The sequence below is a fragment of the Streptomyces cynarae genome, assembly GCF_025642135.1.
Classification (GTDB): Bacteria; Actinomycetota; Actinomycetes; order Streptomycetales; family Streptomycetaceae; genus Streptomyces; species Streptomyces cynarae.
This window is the reverse complement of sequence record NZ_CP106793.1, coordinates 6,298,404-6,320,317: the sequence shown is the minus strand read 5'-3', so window position 1 is coordinate 6,320,317 and position 21,914 is coordinate 6,298,404. Positions and strand designations below refer to the sequence as shown.

Genomic DNA, 21,914 nt, shown 5'->3' with positions numbered 1-21,914 from the left:
ACCGTACGCGTGCGAAGCCGACCTGGAAGGGAACAACTCGCGCATGGCTTTCGAACCGCCGCAGCGCCTGGTGAGGGCGCTCGGCGAGACGCAGCGGGACGGTGGCGCCGACTGGCTGGGCCGGCTCCCGGAGCTGATCCGGCAGGCCGTCGGTCTACGCGAGTTGACCGTGGAGCGGGTGCAGGCGCCGGGCGGCCGCAGCAGCCTGGTGCTGCTGGTGCGGCAGGCCGACGGGACTCCCGCCGTGCTGAAGCTGGTACCGCCCTGGGCCCGCCCGGGCAGCGAGCGTGCCGCGCTCGGGCGGTGGGAGGGCTTCGGGGCCGTACGGCTCCTGGACGTGGACGCCCCGGACACCTCGGACGCCGGGGAGGGCGTGCTGCTGCTGGAGCGCCTGCACCCGGAGATGTCCGTGCGGTCGCTGCCGGAGGCGAAGGCCCTGCTGGAGGCGGCCGGCACGCTGCGGCGGCTGTGGGTCGAGCCGCCCGCCGCCCACTCCTTCGAGACGGTGGCCGCACGCACGGGACGACAGGCCGAGGCGATGCGCAGGAGCGCGGAGACGGACCCGGAGGCCGCGCCGCTGGTCGAGGCTGCGCTGGCCGCCCGTGAGCAGCTGCTCGCCGCCCCGCCCGAGGAGCGGCTGCTGCACGGCACCTTCCGGCAGAGCAAGATCCTCGCCGGGGAGCGGATGCCGTGGCTCGCGGTGGGTCCGGACCCGGTGGTCGGCGAGTGCGCCTTCGACCTGGCGAGGCTGGTGCGCGACCGTGTGGAGGACCTGATCGCGGCGCCCTCCGGAGCGGCGATCACCCGCCGCCGGGTGAAACGGCTCGCGGAGTCCCTGGACCTGGACCAGGAGCGGCTGCGCGGCTGGACGCTGTTCCGGGCGGTGGAGTCGGGGGTACGGGCGCGCCGGGTGGGCCGCCCGGGGGACGCTGAGCTGTTGCTGGAGTTCGCGACCTGGCTCTAGACGAGGCGGGCCGACAGCCCCCTCGCCCGCCCCGGTCAGCCGTACCGAAGGCCCGAACGGCCCTGAGCGGAGCGCCTTTCGTCTCGGCCCCTCGCGCGGCCGGCGGCGTACGGTCTCGCCATGAGGAGAAGAACGCTGAGCACCCTGGTCGTCCTCGCGGCAGGCGCGGCCACCGCCGCTGCCGTTGCGCAGCAGTTGCGCAGGCCGGCGTCGGCGCGCACCTGGACCGGCCGCGTCGCCGGGCTGCCGTACGACTTCCGCAGGCCCACTCTGGGCAAGGTCGTCCGCGAGTACTGGGACCCCGACAGCGACGCGTTCCTCACGCCGCACGCCTTCGGCGTCGGTTACGGGATCAATCTGGCCCGGATCGGCCGAGGACTGCCGAAGGCCGTGCGCCGTCGGCCCCACCCGCAGAGGTGATCGGGTCGCGACGCCCGCCGACCGGGCGTCAGGGGGTGCGCCGACGAAGGGTGGCGGCCGCGAGCGCCAGGGCGGCCAGGGCGGAACCGGCGATCACCGTGAGGTCCCGGACGAGGTCGGCCGTGCCGGTGGTGCCCGCGGCGGCCCGGTCCAGGGCGTCGACGGCGTAGGAGAGCGGGAGGATGTCCGAGGCCCAGCGGAGCGGCTGCGCCATGTGCGCCCGGGGGACGAACAGCCCGCACAGCAGCAGCTGCGGGAAGACCACAGCAGGCATGAACTGCACGGCCTGGAACTCCGTCCGGGCGAAGGCCGAGACGAACAGCCCCAGCGCCGTGCCGAGCAGGGCGTCCAGCACCGCGACCGTCAGCAACACGGCCGTCGACCCGGACACCGTCAGCCCCAGCGGCCGCAGGCTCACCCCGGTGACCGCCAGCGCCTGGACCACCGCGAGCAGACCGAAGGCGCAGGCGTAACCGGTCAGCAGGTCCAGCTTGCTCAGCGGCATGGTCATCAGCCGCTCCAGCGTCCCCGAGGTGCGCTCGCGCAGGGTCGTCACCGAGGTGACGAGGAACATGACGATGAACGGGAAGATGCCGAGCAACGCGGGGGCGACCCGGTCGAAGGCGGCCGCCGAGTCGAACATGTAGCGCAGCAGGACCACGAGCAGGACCGGGACGAGCAGCAGCAGGGCCACCGTGCGCGGGTCGTGACGCAGCTGGCGCAGGATGCGGCGCGTGGTGGCGCGGCTCGCCGAGGTCATCACGGCCCGGTCTCCTCGTCCTCGTGGGGCTGGGTCCCGTGGTGCCGGGTCTCGCGAGGCGCGACGTCTTCTACCAGGCGGAGGAACGCCTGCTCCAGGTCGACGGTGCCGGTGCGGTCGCGCAGCGCGTCGGGGGTGTCGTCGGCGAGGAGCAGGCCGTCGCGCATCAGCAGCAGCCGTCCGCAACGCCCGGCCTCTTCCATGACGTGGCTGGACACCAGCAGCGTGGTGCCGTCCGCCGCCAGGGTGCGGAAGAGCTGCCAGAGCTGGTTGCGCAAAACGGGGTCGAGGCCGACGGTGGGCTCGTCGAGAACCAGCAGCGGCGGGCCGCCGAGCAGAGCGGCGGCTATGCCGGTACGCATCCGCTGGCCGCCCGAGAGGGAGCCGACCGCCTGGTCGCGCTGCCGCTCCAGGTCGGTGGCGGCGATGACGCGTTCGACGTCCGGTTCGGCATGCAGCAACGCGGCGAAGTAGCGCAGGTTCTCAGCGACCGTGAGGTCGGGGTAGAGGGCCGGGGTCTGGGTGGCGTAGCCGACGCGTCCGCGCAGCCGCCGGGATCCGGCCGGCTCACCCAGGACGGTGACCGTACCGGACGCGGTGATCTGGGTGCCGACGATGCTGCGGATGAGTGTGGTCTTGCCGCAGCCGGAAGGGCCCAGCAGGCCGGTGACCGTGCCTCGGGGCACGGTGAACGAGAGGCCGCGGAGCACCTCCCGGCCGCCACGGACGACCCGCAGCCCACGGGCCTCGACCGCCGGTGGCCGCAGGCCACTGCTGTACGGCGCCGGCACGGTGGGTGCGGCTCCTGCCGGTGGCCGGGTACGCCCCTGCCGCAACCGGGCGGGGCCGAACCGGAACTGGTGCCGGCCGGTCGTGTCGGACACGGGCGTCCTCCGGGTGATACAGGTCCGCAGATGCTTGGCGTGCGGGCCTCATCTTGCCGGACGCACCTGCCCGTCCAGTAGGGACAGGTGACGCCCGCCATGGGCTGGTCGGCCGTGGCGGGCGCCCTGACGCGCGGATCAGGCGGTGAGGCGGGCGATCGCCTCGTCCACCGTGAGCTCCTCGCGCTCGCCCGTCCGGCGGTCCTTGAGCTCGACGACGCCCTCGCCGGCGCGACGCCCCGCCACCAGGATCTGCGGCACGCCGATCAGTTCGGCGTCGGTGAACTTCACGCCCGGCGAGACGCCGGCCCGGTCGTCCACCAGCACGCGGACACCGGCCGCCGACAGCTTCTCGGAGACGTCGAGCGCCAGCTCGGTCTGCAGGGCCTTGCCGGCGGCCACCACGTGCACGTCGGCCGGGGCGACCTCCTTGGGCCAGCACAGGCCCTGCTCGTCGGCGGTCTGCTCGGCGAGCGCGGCGACCGCGCGGGAGACGCCGATGCCGTAGGAGCCCATGGTGACGCGGACCGGCTTGCCGTTCTGGCCGAGGACGTCGAGCTTGAGGGCGTCGGCGTACTTGCGGCCGAGCTGGAAGATGTGGCCGATCTCGATGGCGCGGTCCAGCTTGAGCGCGGTGCCGCACTTCGGGCAGGGGTCGCCCTCCTGCACCACCACGACGTCCACGTACTCGTCGACCTCGAAGTCGCGGCCGGCGACCACGTTCCGGGCGTGGGTCTGCTCCTTGTTGGCGCCCGTGATCCACGCGGTGCCCGGAGCCACGCGCGGGTCGGCGATGTAGCGGACCTTCTCCAGGCCCTGCGGACCGACGTAGCCGCGGACGAGGTCGGGCCGGCCCGCGAAGTCGGCCTCGGTGACCATCTCGACGACGGCCGGGGCGAAGTGCGCCTCGACCTTGCCCATGTCGACCTCGCGGTCGCCGGGGACGCCGACGGCGACGATCTCGCCGTCGACCTTGACGAGGAGGTTCTTCAGGGTGGCCGAGGCCGGGACGCCGAGGAAGGCGGCGAGGGTCTCGATGGTGGGGGTGTCGGGGGTGGGGATCTCCTCGGCGGCCGGGACGCCGGAGGCGTCGACCGGCTGGAGCGCGTAGGTGATCGCCTCGGTGTTGGCGGCGAAGTCGCAGTTCGGGCAGTCCGCGAAGGTGTCCTCGCCGGCGCCGGCGGGGGCGAGGAACTCCTCGGACTTGGAACCGCCCATGGCGCCCGCGGTCGCGGCGACGATCCGGTAGTCGAGGCCGAGGCGCTCGAAGACGCGCTGGTAGGCCTGGCGGTGCAGGGCGTAGGACCGGGCGAGGCCCTCGTCCTCCAGATCGAAGGAGTACGAGTCCTTCATCAGGAACTCACGGCCGCGCAGGATGCCCGCGCGGGGCCGGGCCTCGTCACGGAACTTGGTCTGGATCTGGTAGAGGATCACCGGCAGGTCCTTGTACGAGGACGCCTGGTCCTTCACCAGCAGGGTGAAGATCTCCTCGTGGGTGGGACCGAGCAGGTAGTCGCCGCCCTTGCGGTCCTTCAGGCGGAACAGCTCGGCGCCGTACTCGTCCCAGCGGCCGGTCGCGTCATAGGGCTCGCGGGGCAGCAGGGCGGGCAGCAGCACCTCCTGGGCGCCGATGGCGTCCATCTCCTCGCGGACGATCCGCTCCACGTTGGCGAGGACCTTCTTGCCGAGCGGCAGCCAGGTCCACACACCGGCGGCCGTGCGGCGGACGTAGCCCGCGCGGACCAGCAGCTTGTGGCTGAGGACCTCGGCGTCGGCCGGGTCGTCGCGCAGCGTCTTCGCCATCAACTGGGACATGCGCTGGACCGGTGCGTTGGCCATGGTTCTGGTACTCCTGCCGCGTAAGGGTGATGGCTAGGAGGTTAGCCGGGCTTGCCGTGCGGGTGGAAATCCGTTAACGGCGTCGCAGGGGCAGCGGGGCGCCCATCACCGCGTACGGTTTCGGCGCGCTGGGGAAGAGGACCTGCCGCGCGAGATCCACATAGCCCAGCGAGTGGTACAGGCCGCGGGCCGGGCTGTCGGTGTCGATCGCGGAGAGGATCGAGCGGGGTTCGGTGGCGCCGTCCGTGATGGTGGTGATCAGGGCGCGGCCGATGCCGCGGTTCTGGTACCGGGGGTGGACGTGCAGCTCGGTGATCACGAACGAGTCGTCGAGCCAGTCGTCGTGGCCCTGGGCGCGCAGATACGGTTCGACGACGGTGGACCACCAGTGCGCACGGTCGTTGGGCATGCCGTACACGAACCCGACGAGCCGTCCGTCCGCGGTGGTGGCGCCGAACGCGCGGGCTGCCGGGTAGGTCATGTGCCGCAGCACGATCTGGCGGCGTACGGCGACCTCGTCGGCGCCCAGCCCGAACGCGAGGGCCTGGACGGCGAGCGCCTCGTCGACACGGGCGGACAGGTCCAGGGGGCCGATCACGACGTCGTCGACGGTACGAGGCATGGTCGTGAGCCTACAGGGGTACGCGACGGTGTTCGGCTGCGGGCCGTCTGTGACTCCCCGCAGCGCCCGGGACCCCTGCGCCGCGCTCAGAACAGGACGCTCATGAACGCCCCGACCTCCTGGAATCCCACCCTGTGGTACGTCCGCCGCGCGGGGGTGTTGAAGTCGTTGACGTACAGGCTCACCACCGGGGCCACATCGGTCAGCGCGTAGCGCAGCACCGCCGCCATACCCGGTGCGGCCAGGCCCGTCCCCCGGTACTCGGGGGCCACCCACACCCCCTGGATCTGGCAGGCCAGTGGGGTCGCGGCGCCGATCTCCGCCTTGAAGACGACCCTGCCGCTGTCGTCGAGGCGGGCGAAGGAGCGGCCGGCGCCGACGAGTTCGGCGACCCGTGCCTGGTAGAGCAGCCCTCCGTCGCCCGCCAGCGGTGAGACGCCGACCTCCTCGGTGAACATCGCCACGCACGCCGGCATGATCGTCTCCATCTCGTCCTTGCGGATGCGGCGGACGTGCGGATCGGGGGCGATGCCCTCGGGCATGCGGTCGGTGACCATGAGCGGCTGGTGGGCTCGGACCTCGCGGGCGGGGCCCCAGCTGGGCTCCAGCAGCCGCCACAACCGGGCGGTGGACTCGGCGGGGCCGACGATCGAGGAGCAGCGGCGGCCGGTGCGCCGGGCGCGGTCGGCGAAGGCCCGCACCGCGCGCGGGGTGGCGCAGATCGGGACGAGGTTGGCGCCGGCGTAGCACAGCGAGGTCAGCATGCCGTCCTCGTACCAGCCCCACATCTCCCCGCCGAGGCGCCAGGGATCGAGGCCCGCGACATGGACGCGGGACGTCACGAAGGCGTTCGCGACGGGGTCGCGGTCGAGGACGGCGAGTGCGGCGTCCAGGTCACTCGGTTCGAGGACCCGGGTGGTCGTCTGCGTCAACACGTGCGGGAGCCTCACCCTTGGGTCTGCTGATCTCCGCACTGTACCTGCCGCGCCTGGACGGTGCCGCCCGGTGGGGGTCTGCTGTGGCTTTTGGGACGGCCGTGACTCACTGCCGAGCGGTGAACCCTATGAACGCCTCCCAGGACGCGGAGGGGATCATGAGGGTGGGACCGGTTTCGGGGGTATGCTTGGAGTCGCGGACGTGGATGGTGGTGGGGCAGGTGGCCACCTCGACGCACTCGCCGCCTTCGCCGTCGCTGTAGCTGCTCTTGAACCACGCGAGCTCGGACAGTGCTTCGGCATTCATGTGTCTCCCAGCATCTTCTCTACCAGGGCCAGCGATTCGCGCGGATTCAGGGCTTGAGCACGCAGGACGCCGTATCGCTCGTCAAGTTCCCTGACCGTCGAGCGGTCGGTGAAGAGGCGGCTGCTCTTGAACGCCTCTACGTAAGCGATCCTGCGCCCCTTCGCTGTCTCGATCAAGGTGAACCGGCCTGACAGTGCCGCGTGCTCCTCGCGCGCGTCCGGCATGACCTGGATCTCCACGTTGGGCTGCTCACCAATGAGAAGAATCTGCTCCAACTGCCCCCTCATGACTACCGGTCCGCCCAATTGTTTGCGCAGGATCGCCTCTTCCATCACAAAGCTGATCACGGGCATCGGCCTGCGTGTGAAGACCGCCTGTCGCGCCAGTCGCGCCGCCACGCGCTGTTCGATCGTCTCCTCGTCCAGCGGAGGGCGTCGCATGGCGAAAACCACGCGCGCATAGTCCTGCGTCTGGAGCAGACCGGGGACCGTCTGCACAGCAAAGAAGTGCAACGCAACCGCCTCCTTCTCGAACTTGGCCGCGTCCTGAAAAAACGGCGGATACTGCGCCCTCTCCATCTCCTCGACCAACTCCAGCAACACCCCGTGCGCCCCGAGCACTTCGTCCGCCCGCGCGATGAACTCCGCCGACGGGATCCGCCTCCCCTGCTCGAACGACGCGATGGTCGACTCGGAGTAGCCCGTCCGCGACCCCAGTTCGGCCCGCCCCATCTCCGCTGCCGTGCGCAACCTCTTCAACTGCCGCCCGAAGATGTGCGGTACGCCCGTCCCCTGCTCCTCGCTCATGCATCCCTCACCGCTCTCGCGCAGCCGTGGTCACGGCTCACCGCGCGTACAGACGCCCCCCTCCCGCGTACAACCCACGGTGGTCCAGGCTGTGCCCCTGTCCAACGCTACGCACCGTGCGCGACCGTGAGCGATATGAAGTCGGCAAGCTCCTCCAACTGGCATATTCAGAACCGCACCGCGCCCGCACACGAGTTCGCCATGCGGTTCACGTCCACTCCGCGCGGGGCGCGGCTCGCCAGGCGCCTGGTCTCCCACCGTCTGGACGAGTGGGGGCACCCCTACGGCAGTCCCCTCAACGAGACCGTCACGCTCATCACCTCCGAGCTGGCCTCCAACGCCGTAAGGCACGGTCATGTGCCGGGGCGGGACTTCCGCGTACGGCTCACCGAGACGCCGGAGGTGGTGCGTCTGGAGGTCTCCGACACCCGTACGGAGCGGCTGCCCGAGTCCCGGCCTCCGCAGGACCCGGCGAACGACGAGTCCGGACGCGGGCTGCTGCTCGTGGAGGCGCTGGCCGACCTGTGGGGCGTCGTACCGCGCAACCCCGGGAAAGGCGTCTGGGCGGAAGTACGACGGAGTCCCGCCACCGACGGGTGACGGGACTCCGGGAAGAAGAAGCGGTGCTCAGCCGGCGACCGACACCGACGGCTCGCCGGAGGCCGCGCCGTCCTTCTGCATCTGCTCGGCGAGCTTCATGGCCTCCTCGATGAGGGTCTCCACGATCTTCGACTCGGGCACGGTCTTGATGACCTCGCCCTTGACGAAGATCTGGCCCTTGCCGTTGCCGGACGCGACGCCGAGGTCGGCCTCGCGGGCCTCGCCCGGGCCGTTCACCACGCAGCCCATGACCGCGACGCGCAGTGGCACGTCCATGCCCTCGAGGCCGGCGGTGACCTCCTCGGCCAGCTTGTAGACATCGACCTGGGCGCGCCCGCAGGACGGGCAGGAGACGATCTCCAGGCCGCGCTCGCGCAGGCCGAGGGACTCCAGGATCTGGATGCCGACCTTGACCTCCTCGACCGGAGGCGCGGACAGGGACACGCGGATGGTGTCGCCGATGCCCTGGGACAGCAGCGCACCGAAGGCGACCGCCGACTTGATGGTGCCCTGGAAGGCGGGACCGGCCTCCGTCACGCCGAGGTGCAGCGGGTAGTCGCACTGGGCGGCGAGCTGCCGGTAGGCCTCGATCATCACGACCGGGTCGTTGTGCTTGACGGAGATCTTGATGTCCCGGAAGTCGTGCTCCTCGAAGAGGGACGCCTCCCACAGGGCGGACTCGACGAGCGCCTCGGGGGTCGCCTTGCCGTACTTCTGGAGCAGCCGCCTGTCCAGGGATCCCGCGTTGACGCCGATCCGGATGGGAGTGCCGTGGTCCTTGGCGGCCTTGGCGATCTCCTTGACCTTGTCGTCGAACTGCTTGATGTTGCCCGGGTTGACGCGGACGGCGGCGCAGCCGGCCTCGATCGCGGCGAAGACGTACTTCGGCTGGAAGTGGATGTCCGCGATCACCGGGATCTGCGACTTCCTCGCGATGGTCGCGAGGGCGTCCGCGTCGTCCTGCGTGGGGCACGCGACGCGGACGATCTGGCAGCCCGACGCCGTCAGCTCCGCGATCTGCTGGAGGGTGGCGCCGATGTCCGACGTACGGGTCGTCGTCATCGACTGCACGGACACCGGGGCGTCTCCGCCCACCGCCACAGGTCCGACCTGGATCTGCCGGCTCTTCCGGCGCTCGGCGAGCTTGGTCGGAACGGACGGCATGCCGAGTGAAATCGCAGTCATCTGCTGTGCAACCCCAAGTTGTGGATCAAGGTCCGGTCCCGGAAAACGGCGGGCTCCAGGCTCCGAGATTACGCCACGGACATGGACGCGGAGACACGGCATCCCAGGAGTCCACCCGATGGTGGTCCCGGGTGTGGCGGCCGTCCTCGCCGCGATCAGGGCCACCCGGGGGCGTCAACCGGTCGAGGCGTAGGCGTTGGCCTGGATCGAGTACAGGTCGGCATAACGGCCGCCGAGCAGGACCAGTTCCTCGTGGGTGCCCGCCTCAGTGAGTCGGCCGTGGTCCAGGACCAGGATCAGGTCGGCGCCGGTGACCGTGGAGAAGCGGTGCGAGACGATCACGGTGACCGCGCCGGTGCGGGTGGCCAGGTCCCGGGCCCGCTGCATGTAGCGGGCGAAGATGGCGTCCTCGCTGGGTGCGTCCAGGGAGGCGGTCGGCTCGTCGAGGACGAACAGCAGCGGATCGGGCCGCATGGAGGCGCGGGCGAGCGCGGTCTTCTGCCACTGGCCCTCGGAGAGGTCCACACCGTCGAACTCCCGGCCCAGCTGGCTGTCCAGCCCGTCGGGCAGCCGGGCCACCAGCGACTCGGCGTCGGCGGCGCGCACCGCCTCGGCGATGCGTTCGCGGTCCTCGACATGGGCGAGGTCGCCGAGCCCCACCGCCTCGGCGAAGGAGGTGTGCAGGCGGCCGAAGTCCTGGAAGGCGGCGCTGGAGCGGGAGCGCCAGTCCTCGGTGTCCAGTTCGGCGAGGTCCCTTCCGTCCACCGTGATGCGGCCGCTGTCCGGGCGGTAGAACTTGGCCAGCAGCTTGACCAGGGTCGTCTTGCCCGACCCGTACTCACCGACGATCGCGACCACCGAGCCCGCGGGCAGGGTGACGTCCACTCCGTCCAGGGCTGGCCGGTCGGTGCCGGGGTAGGCATAGCTGACGTTCTCGAAGGCGATGCCCGCGCGCAGTACCTCGGGTGCCTTCTCGCCGCCCCGGACCCGGGCGCGGTCGGCCGTGACCCAGTCGCGCAACCACAGGTACGGTTCGATGAGCCGGCTCGCACTCGCTGTGTCGGTGGCCCGGACGACAGCGAAGTGCACGGACTCACGCAGGTTGTTGGCCACCGCGACGGTGAGCATGATGTCACCGACCGTGCCGTGGCCGTGCGCCACCCGGTGGGCGACGAGCGCCAGTCCGGCGACGAAACCCGCGGTGAACAGTCCCCATCCCGACATCTTCCACACCGCGGCGCTGATCCGTGCCCTGGCACGGCCGCGCATCGCCTCGTCCCAGGCCTCCTGCTGGAGCCGGGCCAGCTGGGGTCCGGATCCCGCCACTCGCAGTTCCTTGCCCGCCGAGGGCGAGGTCGCCAGTTCGAACAGATGCCGCTGCAGCCGGAACGCCTCCGCCGTCGCCGTCTCGGCCTCCTTCACCGCCCGCAGACCGCGCTGGTCGAACCACAGCGGTACGGCAGCGAAGGCGAGCAGGAAAAGCAGCCAGGGGTTCATGGTGCCCAGCAGCACCAGCGCGACGATCACCTCCACGACGTTGAACACCGCGTCAACCGAGGCCCACAGGCTGTCGGCGATGCCCCAGGCGGAGTTGCGGACGACAGTGACGCGGTCCAGGAAGTCCGTACGCTCCAGGTGGTCCAGGCCCTCGACGGTGGCGATGTCCCGGTGGATCTGCTGCAAGAGGTCGGTCAGCCCGACCTTTTCCACCAGCAGGATCCGCAGGCCCCCCGTCGCGCCGCGGAGGAGGGAGGTGACACCGTAGGTGAGCGCCGCACCCAGGGCGGCTGCCACGGCCGGGCCCGCGTGGTGGGCGAGGGCCGCGTCAACGGCCTCGCGCAAGGAGAGAGCGGAGGCGGCGACGGCGGCAACGGAGGCCGTCCGGGCCGCCAATAAGCCCCCGACCAGCCGTGGCTCCTTCCGCCAGGACAGTCGGAAGAGTTCGGCCCACAGGGCCAGATAGCGCTTCACTCAAGCTCTCCGTCCTCGATGCGGTCGTCGAAGCCGGCGCCGAAGCGCTCGGCCTGGATGGCGAACATCTCGGCGTAGGAGCCGCCGAGGGCCATCAGTTCCTCATGGGTGCCCGACTCGGTGATTCGGCCGCCGTCGAGCACGACGATGCGGTCGGCCTGGCGGACCGTGGACAGCCGGTGGGAGATCAGCACCACGCTGCTGCTGCCCCGGTGCGCGGCCAGCCGGGAGAAGACATCGAACTCGGTGCGCACGTCCAGGTGCGCCGTCGGCTCGTCCAGCACCAGCAGCCGGGCTCCGCTGCGTACGGCATACAGTGCGCGGGCGAGCACCACCTGCTGCCACTGGCCGCCGGAGAGGTCCACCCCGCCGGTGCGCGAACGCGCCACCGGGGTGTCCCAGCCGTGGGGCAGCCGGGCCAGCACCTCGTCAAGCCCCGCGTCCCGGGCGGCGGCTTCGGCACGGGTGAGGTCGGGGACGGTGCCGTCGGCCTGCCCGAGGGTCACGTTGTCGGACAGGGTCAGGTGGTAGCGGACGAAGTCCTGGAAGACGACGGAGATCCGGCGGCGCCACTCGGCCGGCCCGAACTCGGCGATATCGGTGCCGTCGGCAGTGATCCGGCCGGCGGTGGGTTCGTACAGCGAGGAGAGCAGCTTGATCAGAGTGGACTTGCCGGCGCCGTTCAAGCCGACGACGGCCAGCAGTTCGCCGGGGCGGATCTCCAGGTCCAGACCGTCGAGGACCTTGCGCTCGGTGCCGGGGTAGGTGAACTCCACCTGCTCGAAGCGGACCAGGGGAGCATCCTCGGGTCGGCTTGCGGGCGCCGCATGGGCCGGGGCAGCGGGAGCCCCGAGCTCCTCATCCAGCTTCCGGGCCGCTTGAAGAACCGGCAGGGCACCGAGGCGGTTGCGCCAGTCGAGGCCGTCGAGGGCGGTGAACACCGACCAGCCCGCCGCGAACACAGCGGTCTCGACCGCCACCGTCGTCGTGCCGTGGGCGGCGTCCAGGGCCACCGGCACATAGGCTGCGGCCAGGCCCAGCACCGTCAGGGCGAGTCTGCCCCACTGCCGGTTGAGATCGCGCACGCCCGCCGCCCAAGCGCGGTCGAACATGCCGTGGATGTGGTGCTGCTCGCGTTGCACCCCCCACTCGGCGAAACCGAAGACACGCACCTCCTTCGCCTCCGCCGGCTGGGTGAGCACCTCCTGCCACATATGGGCGCGACGTCCGTGCGAGACACCGGCAAGCCACAGACGGATGAAGGCCAGGCCCTGCCGGTACCCGACGGAGCGGGCGGCGACCGCGGCGAGGAGCACAACCGGGACCAGCCACCAGGCGTAGCGGGCGAGCACCAGGCAGGAGGCGGTGATGCCCAAGATGCGGACGAACTCTCCGAGCTGCGCCAAGGCGCCCTGTCCAGGAGTGCGTTCGGTCCAGTTGTCCGGGTCGGCGCGGGCCAGCCGAACCCGCTCTTGGACCTCCGGCCGCTCCAGGGCGCCGATGGTGGGGCTGCCTGCCGCGAGCCGGGCGATGTGCGCCCGGTGCGCACCGTCCATCCGGGCTTCGGCGACGAATCGCAGCGGCTCCGCCAGCGCGTCGACCACATGCCCGGCGAGCAGGACAGCACCGAAAGCGAGCAGTGGCCCCAAGGCGACGGCGAAGACCTCGCCACTGCTGCTGGTGTCGAGCCGCGAGACCAGCAACGCCATGGTGACCGCGGTCGCGGCGGGCACCAGGGCCTCCGCGATCTTCAGCAGAACGAAACCGACAAGTAGCGGACCTCCGGCGTCTCGTAGTGGTTGCAGAAGCATCCGTCGCTCAGGAACGGTCAGACCCACAGTGCCTCCGACAGGCCGGGAAGGCTCCCGATGCTTGTGTCGAACACCTTCCGCCGCAAGTGGGTTTACGGCGACTGCAGGCCGGACACGGCAGCTCTGGTTCGTGATCTTCGCCTTTGGCGGTCATGTGGTGGCGGCTGCGGTGACCTCGTTCCAGCGGCGGTGGCAGGTGCCGCGCGGCGTCGTACGCAAAATGCGTGCTCTTCACTCGCGTGAGTTACGCAAGAGAAGAGCACGCACATGACCATCGCAACAGAAAGCGACCGTTTGCTAGCTGATCTTGACCGGGTTAACAAGATCTGCGATCAAGACCAGGATCGTAAAGCAAATGAACACACTGGCCACCACGTACGCCACCGGCATCAGCTTCGCCACGTCGAAGGGTCCCGGGTCGGGGCGGCGCAGCACCTTGGCCAGGTTGCGGCGCAGCGACTCCCACAGGGCGCCCGCGATGTGCCCGCCGTCCAGTGGGAGCAGCGGAAGCATGTTGAACAGGAACAGGGACAGGTTGAAGCCCGCGACGAGCATGAGCATCATCGCGATCTGCTGGGACGGCGGAATGTCGAGGGTGAAGACCTCGCCGCCGACCCGGGCCGCGCCGACCACGCCCATCGGGGAGTCCGGCTGGCGCGGGGCGTTGCCGAAGGCCGCGTCCCACAGGCCGGGGATCTTGCCGGGCAGGGAGACGATCGACTCGACGCCGTTCTCCATCATGTCGCCCATGCGCTGCACGGACTGGTCGAGGGACTGCTGCACGATGCCGGTGGCCGGGGTGAAGCCGAGGAAGCCGGCGTAGACGTACTTGCCCTCGACGTAGCCGCCGTTGCCGTCCGTCTTGCTGACCTGGTTCTTGATCAGGTGGGCGTGCAGGTCGACCGTCTGCCCCTTGCGCTCGACGGTGATCGTGACGTCCTTGCCGGGGTTGGCGCGGATTTCGGACTGGAGGGTGGACCAGTCCTTCACCTGCTTCCCGTCGAACCCGACGATCTTGTCGCCCGGCTTCAGCCCGGCGGCCAGGGCGGGCGCGGCCGGGTCGCCCTTCTCGCACTTGGTGCGGTCCTCGCTCTGCTGGATGACGCAGTCGGAGATCTTGGAGACCGTGGTGGTCTGGGTCTGGACGCCGAAGGTCATCATCACGCCGAGGAAGACCACCACGGCGAGGATCAGGTTCATGAAGGGGCCCGCGAACATGACGATGACGCGCTTCCACGGCTTGCGCGTGTAGAAGAGCCGCGTCTCGTCACCGGGCTGGAGCTCCTCGAAGGACTGCGCCCGGGCGTCCTCGATCATCCCGCGCCACGGCGAGGTGGAGCGGGCCTCGATCCGGCCGTCGGGGCCGGGCGGGAACATGCCGATCATGCGGATGTAGCCGCCGAGCGGGACCGCCTTGATGCCGTACTCGGTCTCGCCCTTCCGCCGCGACCAGATGGTCGGGCCGAAGCCGACCATGTACTGCGGCACGCGGATGCCGAAGAGCTTGGCCGTCGACAGATGCCCGAGCTCGTGCCACGCGATCGAGAACAGCAGGCCGACCACGAAGACGACTATGCCGAGGATCATCATCAGGGTCGTCATGCACGAGCCTCCGCCGTTGCCGTCTGCGCCGTCAGTTCCCTGGCCCGGGCGCGCGCCCAGGTCTCCGCTTCGAGGACGTCCGCGACGGTCAGGGAAGTTCCCCGACGAGGGGTGCCGTGCTCCTCGACCACCCGTGTGACCGTATCCATGATGCCGAGATACGGCAGGCCGCCGTTCAGGAACGCGTCCACGCACTCCTCGTTGGCCGCATTGAACACCGCCGGGGCGGTGCCCGCGAGCTGCCCGACGTGCCGGGCGAGTCCCACCGACGGGAACGCTTCGGTGTCGAGCGGGAAGAACTCCCAGGTCGACGCCTTGCTCCAGTCGAAGGCGGGTGCTGCGTCGGGCACCCGTTCGGGCCAGCCGAGTCCGATGGCGATCGGCCCCCGCATGTCGGGGGGCGTCGCCTGCGCCAGGGTCGATCCATCCGTGAATTCCACCATCGAGTGGACATACGACTGCGGGTGTACGACAACCTCAATGCGATCGAAGGGAATGTCGTACAGCAGGTGCGCCTCGATCACTTCCAGACCCTTGTTGACGAGGGTCGCGGAGTTGACGGTGATGACCGGGCCCATGGCCCACGTGGGGTGGGCGAGCGCGTCCTTGGGCGTCACGTTCGCGAGCTCCGCCTTCGTGCGGCCGCGGAACGGCCCGCCGGAGGCGGTGACGACGAGTTTGCGCACATCGGCCCGGGTGCCGGAGGCGAGGGCCTGGAACAGGGCGGCGTGCTCGGAGTCCACCGGGATGATCTGGCCGGGCTTGGCCAGGGCCTTCACCAGCGGGCCGCCGACGATGAGCGACTCCTTGTTGGCGAGCGCGAGCGTGCGACCCGCCTCGAGGGCGGCGAGGGTGGGCGCGAGGCCGATGGAACCGGTGATGCCGTTCAGCACGGTGTGGCAGTCGGAGGTGGCGAGCCGGCTGGCCGCGTCGGCTCCGGCGAGTATCTCGGGGAGTGCCTCCCCCGGCCCGTACTGTGCGCTCAGGGCCTCCCTCAGGGCCGGTACGACGTCCTCGCGGGCGACCGCGACCGTGCGCACGCGCAGGCGGTGGGCCTGCTCGGCGAGCAGTCCGACGCGGCCGCCGTTGGCGGAGAGCCCGGTGACGCGGAACCGGTCGGGGTTGCGCAGCACGAGGTCGATGGCCTGGGTGCCGATCGAGCCGGTGGAGCCGAGGATCACGACGTCCCGCACTCCGTCCACGGGGTCGAAGACGAGATGGGGGTCGGCAAGAGGGGCTGGGCTGTCGCTCATCCCTCCATTGTGGCCGTAGGGCGGGGGCGGGCGGACAGGGCGTCCCTCTCCCGAGGGGTGCGTCGTCGGGCATGCGTGGGCGTGCACGGGCCCGTTCCCTCCGGAGGAGGTGCCGTCATGGCAGGAGAAGCGAAGGTGTCCTGCCGGCACCGCTCGGCGGGCGCGGTCGATCTGCTGGTCGCCGCGACCGCCGAGCTGCGGGGTCTCACCGTGCTGCACTACGGCAACGACTTCGAGACCATCGCTTCGGTGACCGGCCGGCCGACCCGGTGGCTGATGCCCCAGGGCAGCCTGTAGCCGTCGGTCACCGGATGGGACGGTGGACGTTCTCCTTCCGGGACGGGCCGGGTGCCGCTTCCGCGATCCACGGGCCGTCGCCGGAGGGGTCGACGACCCCCTGCTCCAGCCACTCGTACGTGCCGGTCAGCACGCCCTTGACCACCTTGCGGTCCAGGTCGTCCGTGTTGGCCCACAGGCGGTCGAACAGTTCGTCGACGCGGATGCGGGACTGCCGGCAGAATGCGTCGGCCAGCTGGTAGGCCTCGCGGCCGTGGTCCCCGGTCCTGCGCAGGTGCTCGGCGCGTACGCAGGCCGCGGCCATCGCGAACAGCTCGGCTCCGATGTCCACGACCCGGCCCAGGAAGCCCTGCTTGGTCTCCATGCGGCCCTGCCAGCGGGACATGCCGTAGAAGGTGGAGCGGGCCAGCTTGCGGGCGCTGCGCTCGACGTAGCGAAGATGCGCGGAGAGGTCGACCTCCCGGCGGAACTCCCCGAACGCGCCCGGCACCTGCCCCTGTCCGGCGACCAGCTTCGGCAGCCACTTGGCGTAGAACACGCCCGCGTTCGCGCCCGCCCTCGCCTTGTCGGACAGGGACTTCTCCGGATCGATCAGGTCACCGGCCACCGACAGGTGGGCGTCGACCGCCTCCCGCGCGATCAGCAGGTGCATGATCTCCGTGGAGCCCTCGAAGATGCGGTTGATGCGCAGGTCGCGCAGCATCTGCTCGGCCGGCACGCCCCGCTCGCCGCGGGCCCGGAGGGACTCCGCCGTCTCGAAGCCGCGCCCGCCGCGGATCTGGACCAGCTCGTCGGCCATCAGCCAGGCCATCTCGGAGCCGTACAGCTTGGCGAGGGCGGCCTCGATGCGGATGTCGTTGCGGTCCTCGTCGGCCATCTGGGACGACAGGTCGACGACGGCCTCCAGGGCGAAGGTGGTCGCCGCGATGAAGGAGATCTTCGAGCCGACCGCCTCGTGCAGCGCGACCGGTTTGCCCCACTGCTCCCGGGCCGCCGACCACTCGCGGGCGATCTTCAGACACCACTTGCCCGCACCCACGCACATCGCGGGCAGGGAAAGCCGGCCGGTGTTCAGCGTGGTCAGGGCGATCTTGAGGCCCTGGCCCTCCTCGCCGATGCGGTTGGCCGCCGGGACGCGCACGCGGTGGAAGCGGGTGACGCCGTTCTCCAGGCCCCGCAGCCCCATGAAGGCGTTGCGGTTCTCGACGGTGATGCCCTCGGAGGCCGACTCGACGACGAAAGCCGTGATGCCGCCCCTGTGACCCTCGGACTTCGGCACCCGCGCCATGACGACCAACAGGTCGGCGACGACGCCGTTGGTGGTCCACAGCTTCACCCCGTCGAGGACGTAGTCGTCGCCGTCGGGGACGGCCGTGGTGGCCAGGCGGGCGGGGTCGGAGCCCACGTCCGGCTCGGTGAGCAGGAACGCGGAGATGTCGGTGCGGGCGCAGCGCGGCAGGAACGTCTCCTTCTGCTCCTGCGTGCCGAACAACTTCAGCGGCTGCGGTACTCCGATCGACTGATGCGCGGACAGCAGCGCGCCGATCGCGGGGCTCGCGGAGCCGACGAGGGCGAGCGCCTTGTTGTAGTACACCTGGGTGAGGCCGAGACCGCCGTACTTCGTGTCGATCTTCATGCCGAAGGCGCCGAGCTCCTTGAGCCCGGTGATCGTCTCGTCGGGGATCCGGGCCTCGCGTTCGATACGGGCGCCGTCGATGTGCGTCTCGCAGAAGTCGCGCAGCTTGGCGAGGAACTCCTCGCCGCGCTGGACGGCCTCCTCGGCGGGCATCGGGTGGGGGTGGATGAGGTCGAGCCGGAAGCGGCCGAGGAACAGTTCCTTGGCGAAACTGGGCTTGCGCCAGTCCTGCTCGCGCGCGGCCTCCGCGACCTGGCGGGCCTCACGCTCGGTGACCGTCGGCTTGGTCGGCTTGGGAGTGGGGGCTGTTGGTGCGGTCATGAGGCTCACCTCGCCGCGAATCGGGATGTTTGGGGCGTACACCGCTCGAGGGGCCGTACGGCGACCACGTGTGCCGTACGGCGATCTTGCGGGCGTACGTTACTGACCGGTGCTACTCGATCGTTGGTACCCCGATCCGGGCAAGGTCACCAGTCCTCGCGCAGCGACCGGCCGCGGAAAAACGCTCAGCCGACGCCCACCGGGTACGTCTCGGTGTCAAGTCGGCCGACTCCCTCGAAGTGCTTGCGCCCGGGGGCCTTCCGGGGGGACGGTTCGGTTACGCCCGTTCGGTGGCCGCCCAGGGGCCGGTGAGCTCGACTGGCCGCTCGGTGAATGCCTTTTGGTTATCGAAGCGCTTCGACAAACTATGGACAGCCCACTCACGTCAAGCTACTGTCGATCCACCCTTACACGCCCCTGCTTCACGACGCGCGCACTGTCGAAGCGCTTCACTCACGCTTGGAGAGCTGGATGGTCACCCTCGCCGAGGTCGCCCAGCACGCCGGAGTGTCGGCGAGCACGGTGAGCTATGTCCTCAGCGGCAAGCGGTCCATCTCCGCCACCACCCGGCAGCGGGTCGAGCGGAGCATCCGGGAGCTCGGCTACCACCCGAACGCCGGGGCGCGCGCCCTGGCGAGCAACAAGTCGAACATCATCGCGCTGATGGTGCCGCTCCGCACCGACATGTACGTGCCGGTGATGATGGAGATCGCCATCGCGGTGGCGACCACCGCGCGCGCTCACGGGTACGACATCCTGCTGCTCACCGGTGAGGAGGGTCCGGACGCGGTGCGCCGGGTCACGGGCAGCGGCCTCGCGGACGCCATGATCCTCATGGACGTCGAACTGGACGACGAGCGGCTGCCCCTGCTGCGTGAGACGGACCAGCCGTCAGTGCTCATCGGCCTGCCCGCCAACACCTCCGGACTGACCTGTGTCGACCTCGACTTCGGGGCGACGGGCGCGCTGTGCGCCGAGCACCTCGCGGGCCTCGGCCACCGTGACATCGCTGTCATCGGCGAGGCGCCCGCCGTGTACGAACGGCACACCGGCTTCGCGGAGCGCACGCTCGACGGCCTCAGGTCCCGCTCCCGTGAGCTCGGCCTCAGGACGCTGCACCGCCCCTGCGAGGGCGGGTACGACGCGATGGCCGTGACCCTGGCCCGGATCCTGGACGAGCGGCCGGGGACCACCGGGTTCGTCGTGCAGAACGAGTCCGCGGTCGAACCGCTGCTCGCGCTGCTGCGCCAGCAGGGCCGGGCCGTCCCCGAGGACGTCTCGGTGATCGCCGTCTGCCCGGACCAGGTCGCCACCCAGGCGTCGGTGCGGCTGACGTCCGTCGCCATCCCCGCGCAGGAGATGGGCCGGCGCGCGGTCGAACTGCTGGTCGCGAAGCTGGACGGCCACGGCACGGACGAAGTGGTGCTGCTCGCACCGGAGCTCACGGTCCGGGCGAGCACCGGCCCGGCGCCGTCCGCGCCCTGACACCACGGCTTCGCGCCCCCGGCCGCAGGGGCACCCCACGCCGTACTCCTCCCGGGCGCCCGCCGTTCCCGGCGCCCGAAGTTCCAGGCACCCTTCCTGTCTGCACTCCTCCAGGAGCACCCCACCGTGAATCAGCCTGCCGAAAACCAGCCCCAGGTCAGCCTCGCCCAGTCCTCCCCCACTGTGGGCACCTTCCGTGAGCGGGACGGTGCGCTTGAGTGGAGCGGACGTCAGGAGACCGTACGCATCGAGCCGTGGGGGCCGGACGCCGTGCGCGTGCGGGCCCGGCTCGGCGGTCCGGTCCTCGACGGGCTGCCGGGCGCCCTGCTCGACCAGCCGCCGGCCGCCGGGAGCACCGTCAAGATCGAGGAGGGGCGGGGGCGGCTCACGGTCGGCGCGCTCACGGTGGACGTGGACGCCGAGGGCCTGATCCGCTTCCTGCGCACGGAGGACGGCGGCGAGCTGCTGGCCGAGGAGCGCGCCCACTTCTGGTGGCCGGGCTCGCGCCTTTACACGGCCGTCGGCAACGGCCACCACCGTCTGGAGCAGCGTTTCGCCGCGTACGACGACGAGAGGCTGTACGGCCTGGGCCAGCACCAGCACGGGCGGCTGGACCAGAAGGGGCTGGTCGTCGATCTGGTCCAGCGCAACGCCGAGGTCTCCATCCCGGTGCTGACCTCCAGCCGCGGCTACACCCTGCTGTGGAACAACCCGGCGATCGGCCGAGTGGAACTGGCGGGCAACGGCACCCGCTGGGTGGCCGACTCCGCCCGCCAGATCGACTACTGGATCACCGCGGGTGCCCCGGCCGAGGCGCAGCGCGCGTACAGCGCGGTCACCGGCCGCACCCCGATGCTCCCGGAGTGGGCGGCGGGCTTCTGGCAGTGCAAGCTGCGCTACCGCACCCAGGACGAACTCCTCGCTGTGGCCCGGGAGTACAAGCGGCGGGGCCTGCCGATCGACGCGATCGTGTGCGACTTCTTCCACTGGACGCACCTGGGCGAGTGGAAGTTCGACCCGAAGGAGTGGCCGGACCCGGCGGCGATGGTGCGGGAGCTTGAGGAGCTCGGCATCAAGCTGGTCGTGAGCGTCTGGCCGTCCGTGTCGCCGCTGAGCGAGAACCACCCGGTGATGGAGCAGCGCGGCTACTTCATCGGCACCCAGTACGGCCCCCTGGCGCACGCCGACTGGCCCGACAAGGAGGTCGCCTCCACCGTCCAGGTCGCCTTCTACGACGCCACGAATCCGGATGCCCGGGAGTTCGTGTGGTCACGGGTGAAGGAGAACTACCTCGACCCGTACGGCATCAAGGCGTTCTGGCTGGACGCCTGCGAGCCGGAGCTGAAGCCCGGCTTCCAGGAGAACCTGCGCTACTGGGCGGGCCCGGGCCTGGAGGTCGGCAACATCTACCCGGCCGACAACGCCCGCACCTTCTACGAGGGCATGCTCGCGGCCGGTGAGAGGGACGTCGTCACCCTCAACCGCTCGGCGTGGGCGGGCAGCCAGCGCTACGGCGCCGCCCTGTGGTCCGGCGACATAGGCACCGACTTCGCGACCCTGCGCCGCCAGATCGCGGCCGGCCTCAACACCGCGCTGTCCGGCATCCCGTGGTGGAACACCGACATCGGCGGGTTCCACGGCGGCGACCCGGACGATGAGGCCTACCGCGAGGTGATGGTCCGCTGGTTCCAGTTCGGCGCGCTGTCCCCGCTGATGCGCCTGCACGGCTTCCGCGACCCGGGCATGCCGCTGGGCCCGGAGATGACCGGCGGTTCCAACGAGGTCTGGTCGTACGGGGAGGAGGCCGGCGCGATCCTGGAGAGGTACCTGCGGCTGCGCGAGCGCCTGAAGCCGTACGTCCTGAAGGTCATGCGGCAGGCCCATGAGGAGGGGCTGCCCGTGATGCGTCCGCTGTTCCTGGAGTTCCCCGGGGACGAGCGCGCCTGGCAGGTGGCCGACGCCTACCTGTTCGGGCCGGACCTGCTCGTCGCCCCGGTGCTGGAGCCGGGGGCCACGACGTGGACGACGTACCTGCCGGCGGGTGCCCGCTGGAAGGACGCGTGGACGGGCGACACGTACGAGGGCGGCGCGTCCGTCACGGTCGACGCGCCGCTGGACCGGATCCCGTTGTTCCTGCGGGACGGGGCCGAGCTGCCGATCGCGGAGTGAGGCCCGCGTGACGAGCGTGCGGCCGGTCCCGCAGGGGGCCGGCCGCA

The 21,914-nt window shown here is 70.7% G+C and carries 18 protein-coding genes and 1 pseudogene; 6 read left to right on the top strand and 13 right to left on the bottom strand.

Annotated features, from left to right (window positions below; all coding sequences use genetic code 11):
- The first annotated feature begins 43 nt into the window (after positions 1–43).
- Positions 44–964 carry an aminoglycoside phosphotransferase family protein gene (locus N8I84_RS28790; RefSeq protein WP_263232349.1) on the top strand — a complete coding sequence of 307 codons (921 nt, stop codon included), beginning with the start codon at positions 44–46 and terminating at the stop codon, positions 962–964.
- A gap of 120 nt (positions 965–1,084) precedes the next feature.
- Entirely contained in the window at positions 1,085–1,384 is a 300-nt protein-coding gene (locus tag N8I84_RS28785; protein WP_263232348.1) for a DUF5808 domain-containing protein, read from the top strand.
- A 28-nt stretch (positions 1,385–1,412) separates the two neighbouring features.
- Here the strand turns inward: N8I84_RS28785 and N8I84_RS28780 are convergent, their stop codons facing one another.
- From N8I84_RS28780 to N8I84_RS28750, 7 genes are all read right to left on the bottom strand, one after another.
- Positions 1,413–2,144, bottom strand: coding sequence for an ABC transporter permease (locus tag N8I84_RS28780; RefSeq protein WP_263232347.1), 732 nt, complete (start codon positions 2,142–2,144; stop codon positions 1,413–1,415).
- Entirely contained in the window at positions 2,144–2,935 is a 792-nt protein-coding gene (locus N8I84_RS28775) for an ABC transporter ATP-binding protein (RefSeq protein WP_263234920.1), read from the bottom strand. Before N8I84_RS28775 ends, N8I84_RS28780 begins: the two co-directional genes overlap by 1 nt.
- A gap of 231 nt (positions 2,936–3,166) precedes the next feature.
- Positions 3,167–4,867, bottom strand: coding sequence for a proline--tRNA ligase (locus N8I84_RS28770; protein WP_263232346.1), 1,701 nt, complete (start codon positions 4,865–4,867; stop codon positions 3,167–3,169).
- Between the two features lie 73 nt (positions 4,868–4,940).
- The gene (locus N8I84_RS28765) at positions 4,941–5,489 is read right to left on the bottom strand and encodes a GNAT family N-acetyltransferase (RefSeq protein ID WP_200422676.1); all 549 of its coding nucleotides are present in this window, start codon (positions 5,487–5,489) and stop codon (positions 4,941–4,943) included.
- Between the two features lie 86 nt (positions 5,490–5,575).
- Positions 5,576–6,424: a GNAT family N-acetyltransferase gene (locus N8I84_RS28760; protein ID WP_263232345.1), complete on the bottom strand. Its 849-nt coding sequence runs from the start codon at positions 6,422–6,424 to the stop codon at positions 5,576–5,578.
- 106 nt (positions 6,425–6,530) lie between these two features.
- Positions 6,531–6,731, bottom strand: a complete 201-nt coding sequence (locus N8I84_RS28755; RefSeq protein ID WP_263232344.1) for a DUF397 domain-containing protein — start codon at positions 6,729–6,731, stop codon at positions 6,531–6,533.
- Positions 6,728–7,537 carry a helix-turn-helix domain-containing protein gene (locus N8I84_RS28750; RefSeq protein ID WP_263232343.1) on the bottom strand — a complete coding sequence of 270 codons (810 nt, stop codon included), beginning with the start codon at positions 7,535–7,537 and terminating at the stop codon, positions 6,728–6,730. The genes N8I84_RS28755 and N8I84_RS28750 overlap by 4 nt, the downstream gene beginning before the upstream one ends.
- A 135-nt stretch (positions 7,538–7,672) precedes the next feature.
- Here N8I84_RS28750 and N8I84_RS28745 point away from each other — a divergent pair, with 135 nt between their 5' ends.
- Entirely contained in the window at positions 7,673–8,137 is a 465-nt protein-coding gene (locus N8I84_RS28745) for an ATP-binding protein (protein ID WP_263232342.1), read from the top strand.
- Positions 8,138–8,164: 27 nt separating this feature from the next.
- Here the strand turns inward: N8I84_RS28745 and ispG are convergent, their stop codons facing one another.
- The 5 genes from ispG to dxr all read right to left on the bottom strand — a co-directional run bounded on the left by ispG (position 8,165) and on the right by dxr (position 15,959).
- Positions 8,165–9,322: a flavodoxin-dependent (E)-4-hydroxy-3-methylbut-2-enyl-diphosphate synthase gene (ispG, locus tag N8I84_RS28740; protein WP_263232341.1), complete on the bottom strand. Its 1,158-nt coding sequence runs from the start codon at positions 9,320–9,322 to the stop codon at positions 8,165–8,167.
- Positions 9,323–9,496: 174 nt separating this feature from the next.
- Positions 9,497–11,293 carry an ABC transporter ATP-binding protein gene (locus N8I84_RS28735; RefSeq protein ID WP_263232340.1) on the bottom strand — a complete coding sequence of 599 codons (1,797 nt, stop codon included), beginning with the start codon at positions 11,291–11,293 and terminating at the stop codon, positions 9,497–9,499.
- The gene (locus tag N8I84_RS28730) at positions 11,290–13,026 is read right to left on the bottom strand and encodes an ABC transporter ATP-binding protein (RefSeq protein ID WP_263232339.1); all 1,737 of its coding nucleotides are present in this window, start codon (positions 13,024–13,026) and stop codon (positions 11,290–11,292) included. Before N8I84_RS28730 ends, N8I84_RS28735 begins: the two co-directional genes overlap by 4 nt.
- 375 nt (positions 13,027–13,401) lie before the next feature.
- Entirely contained in the window at positions 13,402–14,706 is a 1,305-nt protein-coding gene (locus N8I84_RS28725) for a M50 family metallopeptidase (protein ID WP_263232338.1), read from the bottom strand.
- Positions 14,703–15,959: a 1-deoxy-D-xylulose-5-phosphate reductoisomerase gene (dxr, locus tag N8I84_RS28720; protein WP_263232337.1), complete on the bottom strand. Its 1,257-nt coding sequence runs from the start codon at positions 15,957–15,959 to the stop codon at positions 14,703–14,705. The genes N8I84_RS28725 and dxr overlap by 4 nt, the downstream gene beginning before the upstream one ends.
- A 144-nt stretch (positions 15,960–16,103) precedes the next feature.
- On the opposite strand from dxr, the pseudogene N8I84_RS28715 reads away from it, so the two are divergent.
- A pseudogene (locus N8I84_RS28715) lies at positions 16,104–16,256 on the top strand (PIN domain nuclease); the annotation flags it as partial.
- 7 nt (positions 16,257–16,263) lie between these two features.
- Here the strand turns inward: N8I84_RS28715 and N8I84_RS28710 are convergent.
- Positions 16,264–18,213, bottom strand: coding sequence for an acyl-CoA dehydrogenase family protein (locus N8I84_RS28710; RefSeq protein WP_263232336.1), 1,950 nt, complete (start codon positions 18,211–18,213; stop codon positions 16,264–16,266).
- A 471-nt stretch (positions 18,214–18,684) separates the two neighbouring features.
- On the opposite strand from N8I84_RS28710, the gene N8I84_RS28705 reads away from it, so the two are divergent.
- Together N8I84_RS28705 and N8I84_RS28700 are read left to right on the top strand one after the other, a co-directional pair.
- Complete coding sequence (locus tag N8I84_RS28705; RefSeq protein WP_263232335.1) at positions 18,685–19,698, top strand: LacI family DNA-binding transcriptional regulator; 1,014 nt, start codon at positions 18,685–18,687, stop codon at positions 19,696–19,698.
- Positions 19,699–19,824: 126 nt separating this feature from the next.
- Positions 19,825–21,867 carry a glycoside hydrolase family 31 protein gene (locus N8I84_RS28700; protein ID WP_263232334.1) on the top strand — a complete coding sequence of 681 codons (2,043 nt, stop codon included), beginning with the start codon at positions 19,825–19,827 and terminating at the stop codon, positions 21,865–21,867.
- The last annotated feature ends 47 nt before the right edge of the window (positions 21,868–21,914 follow it).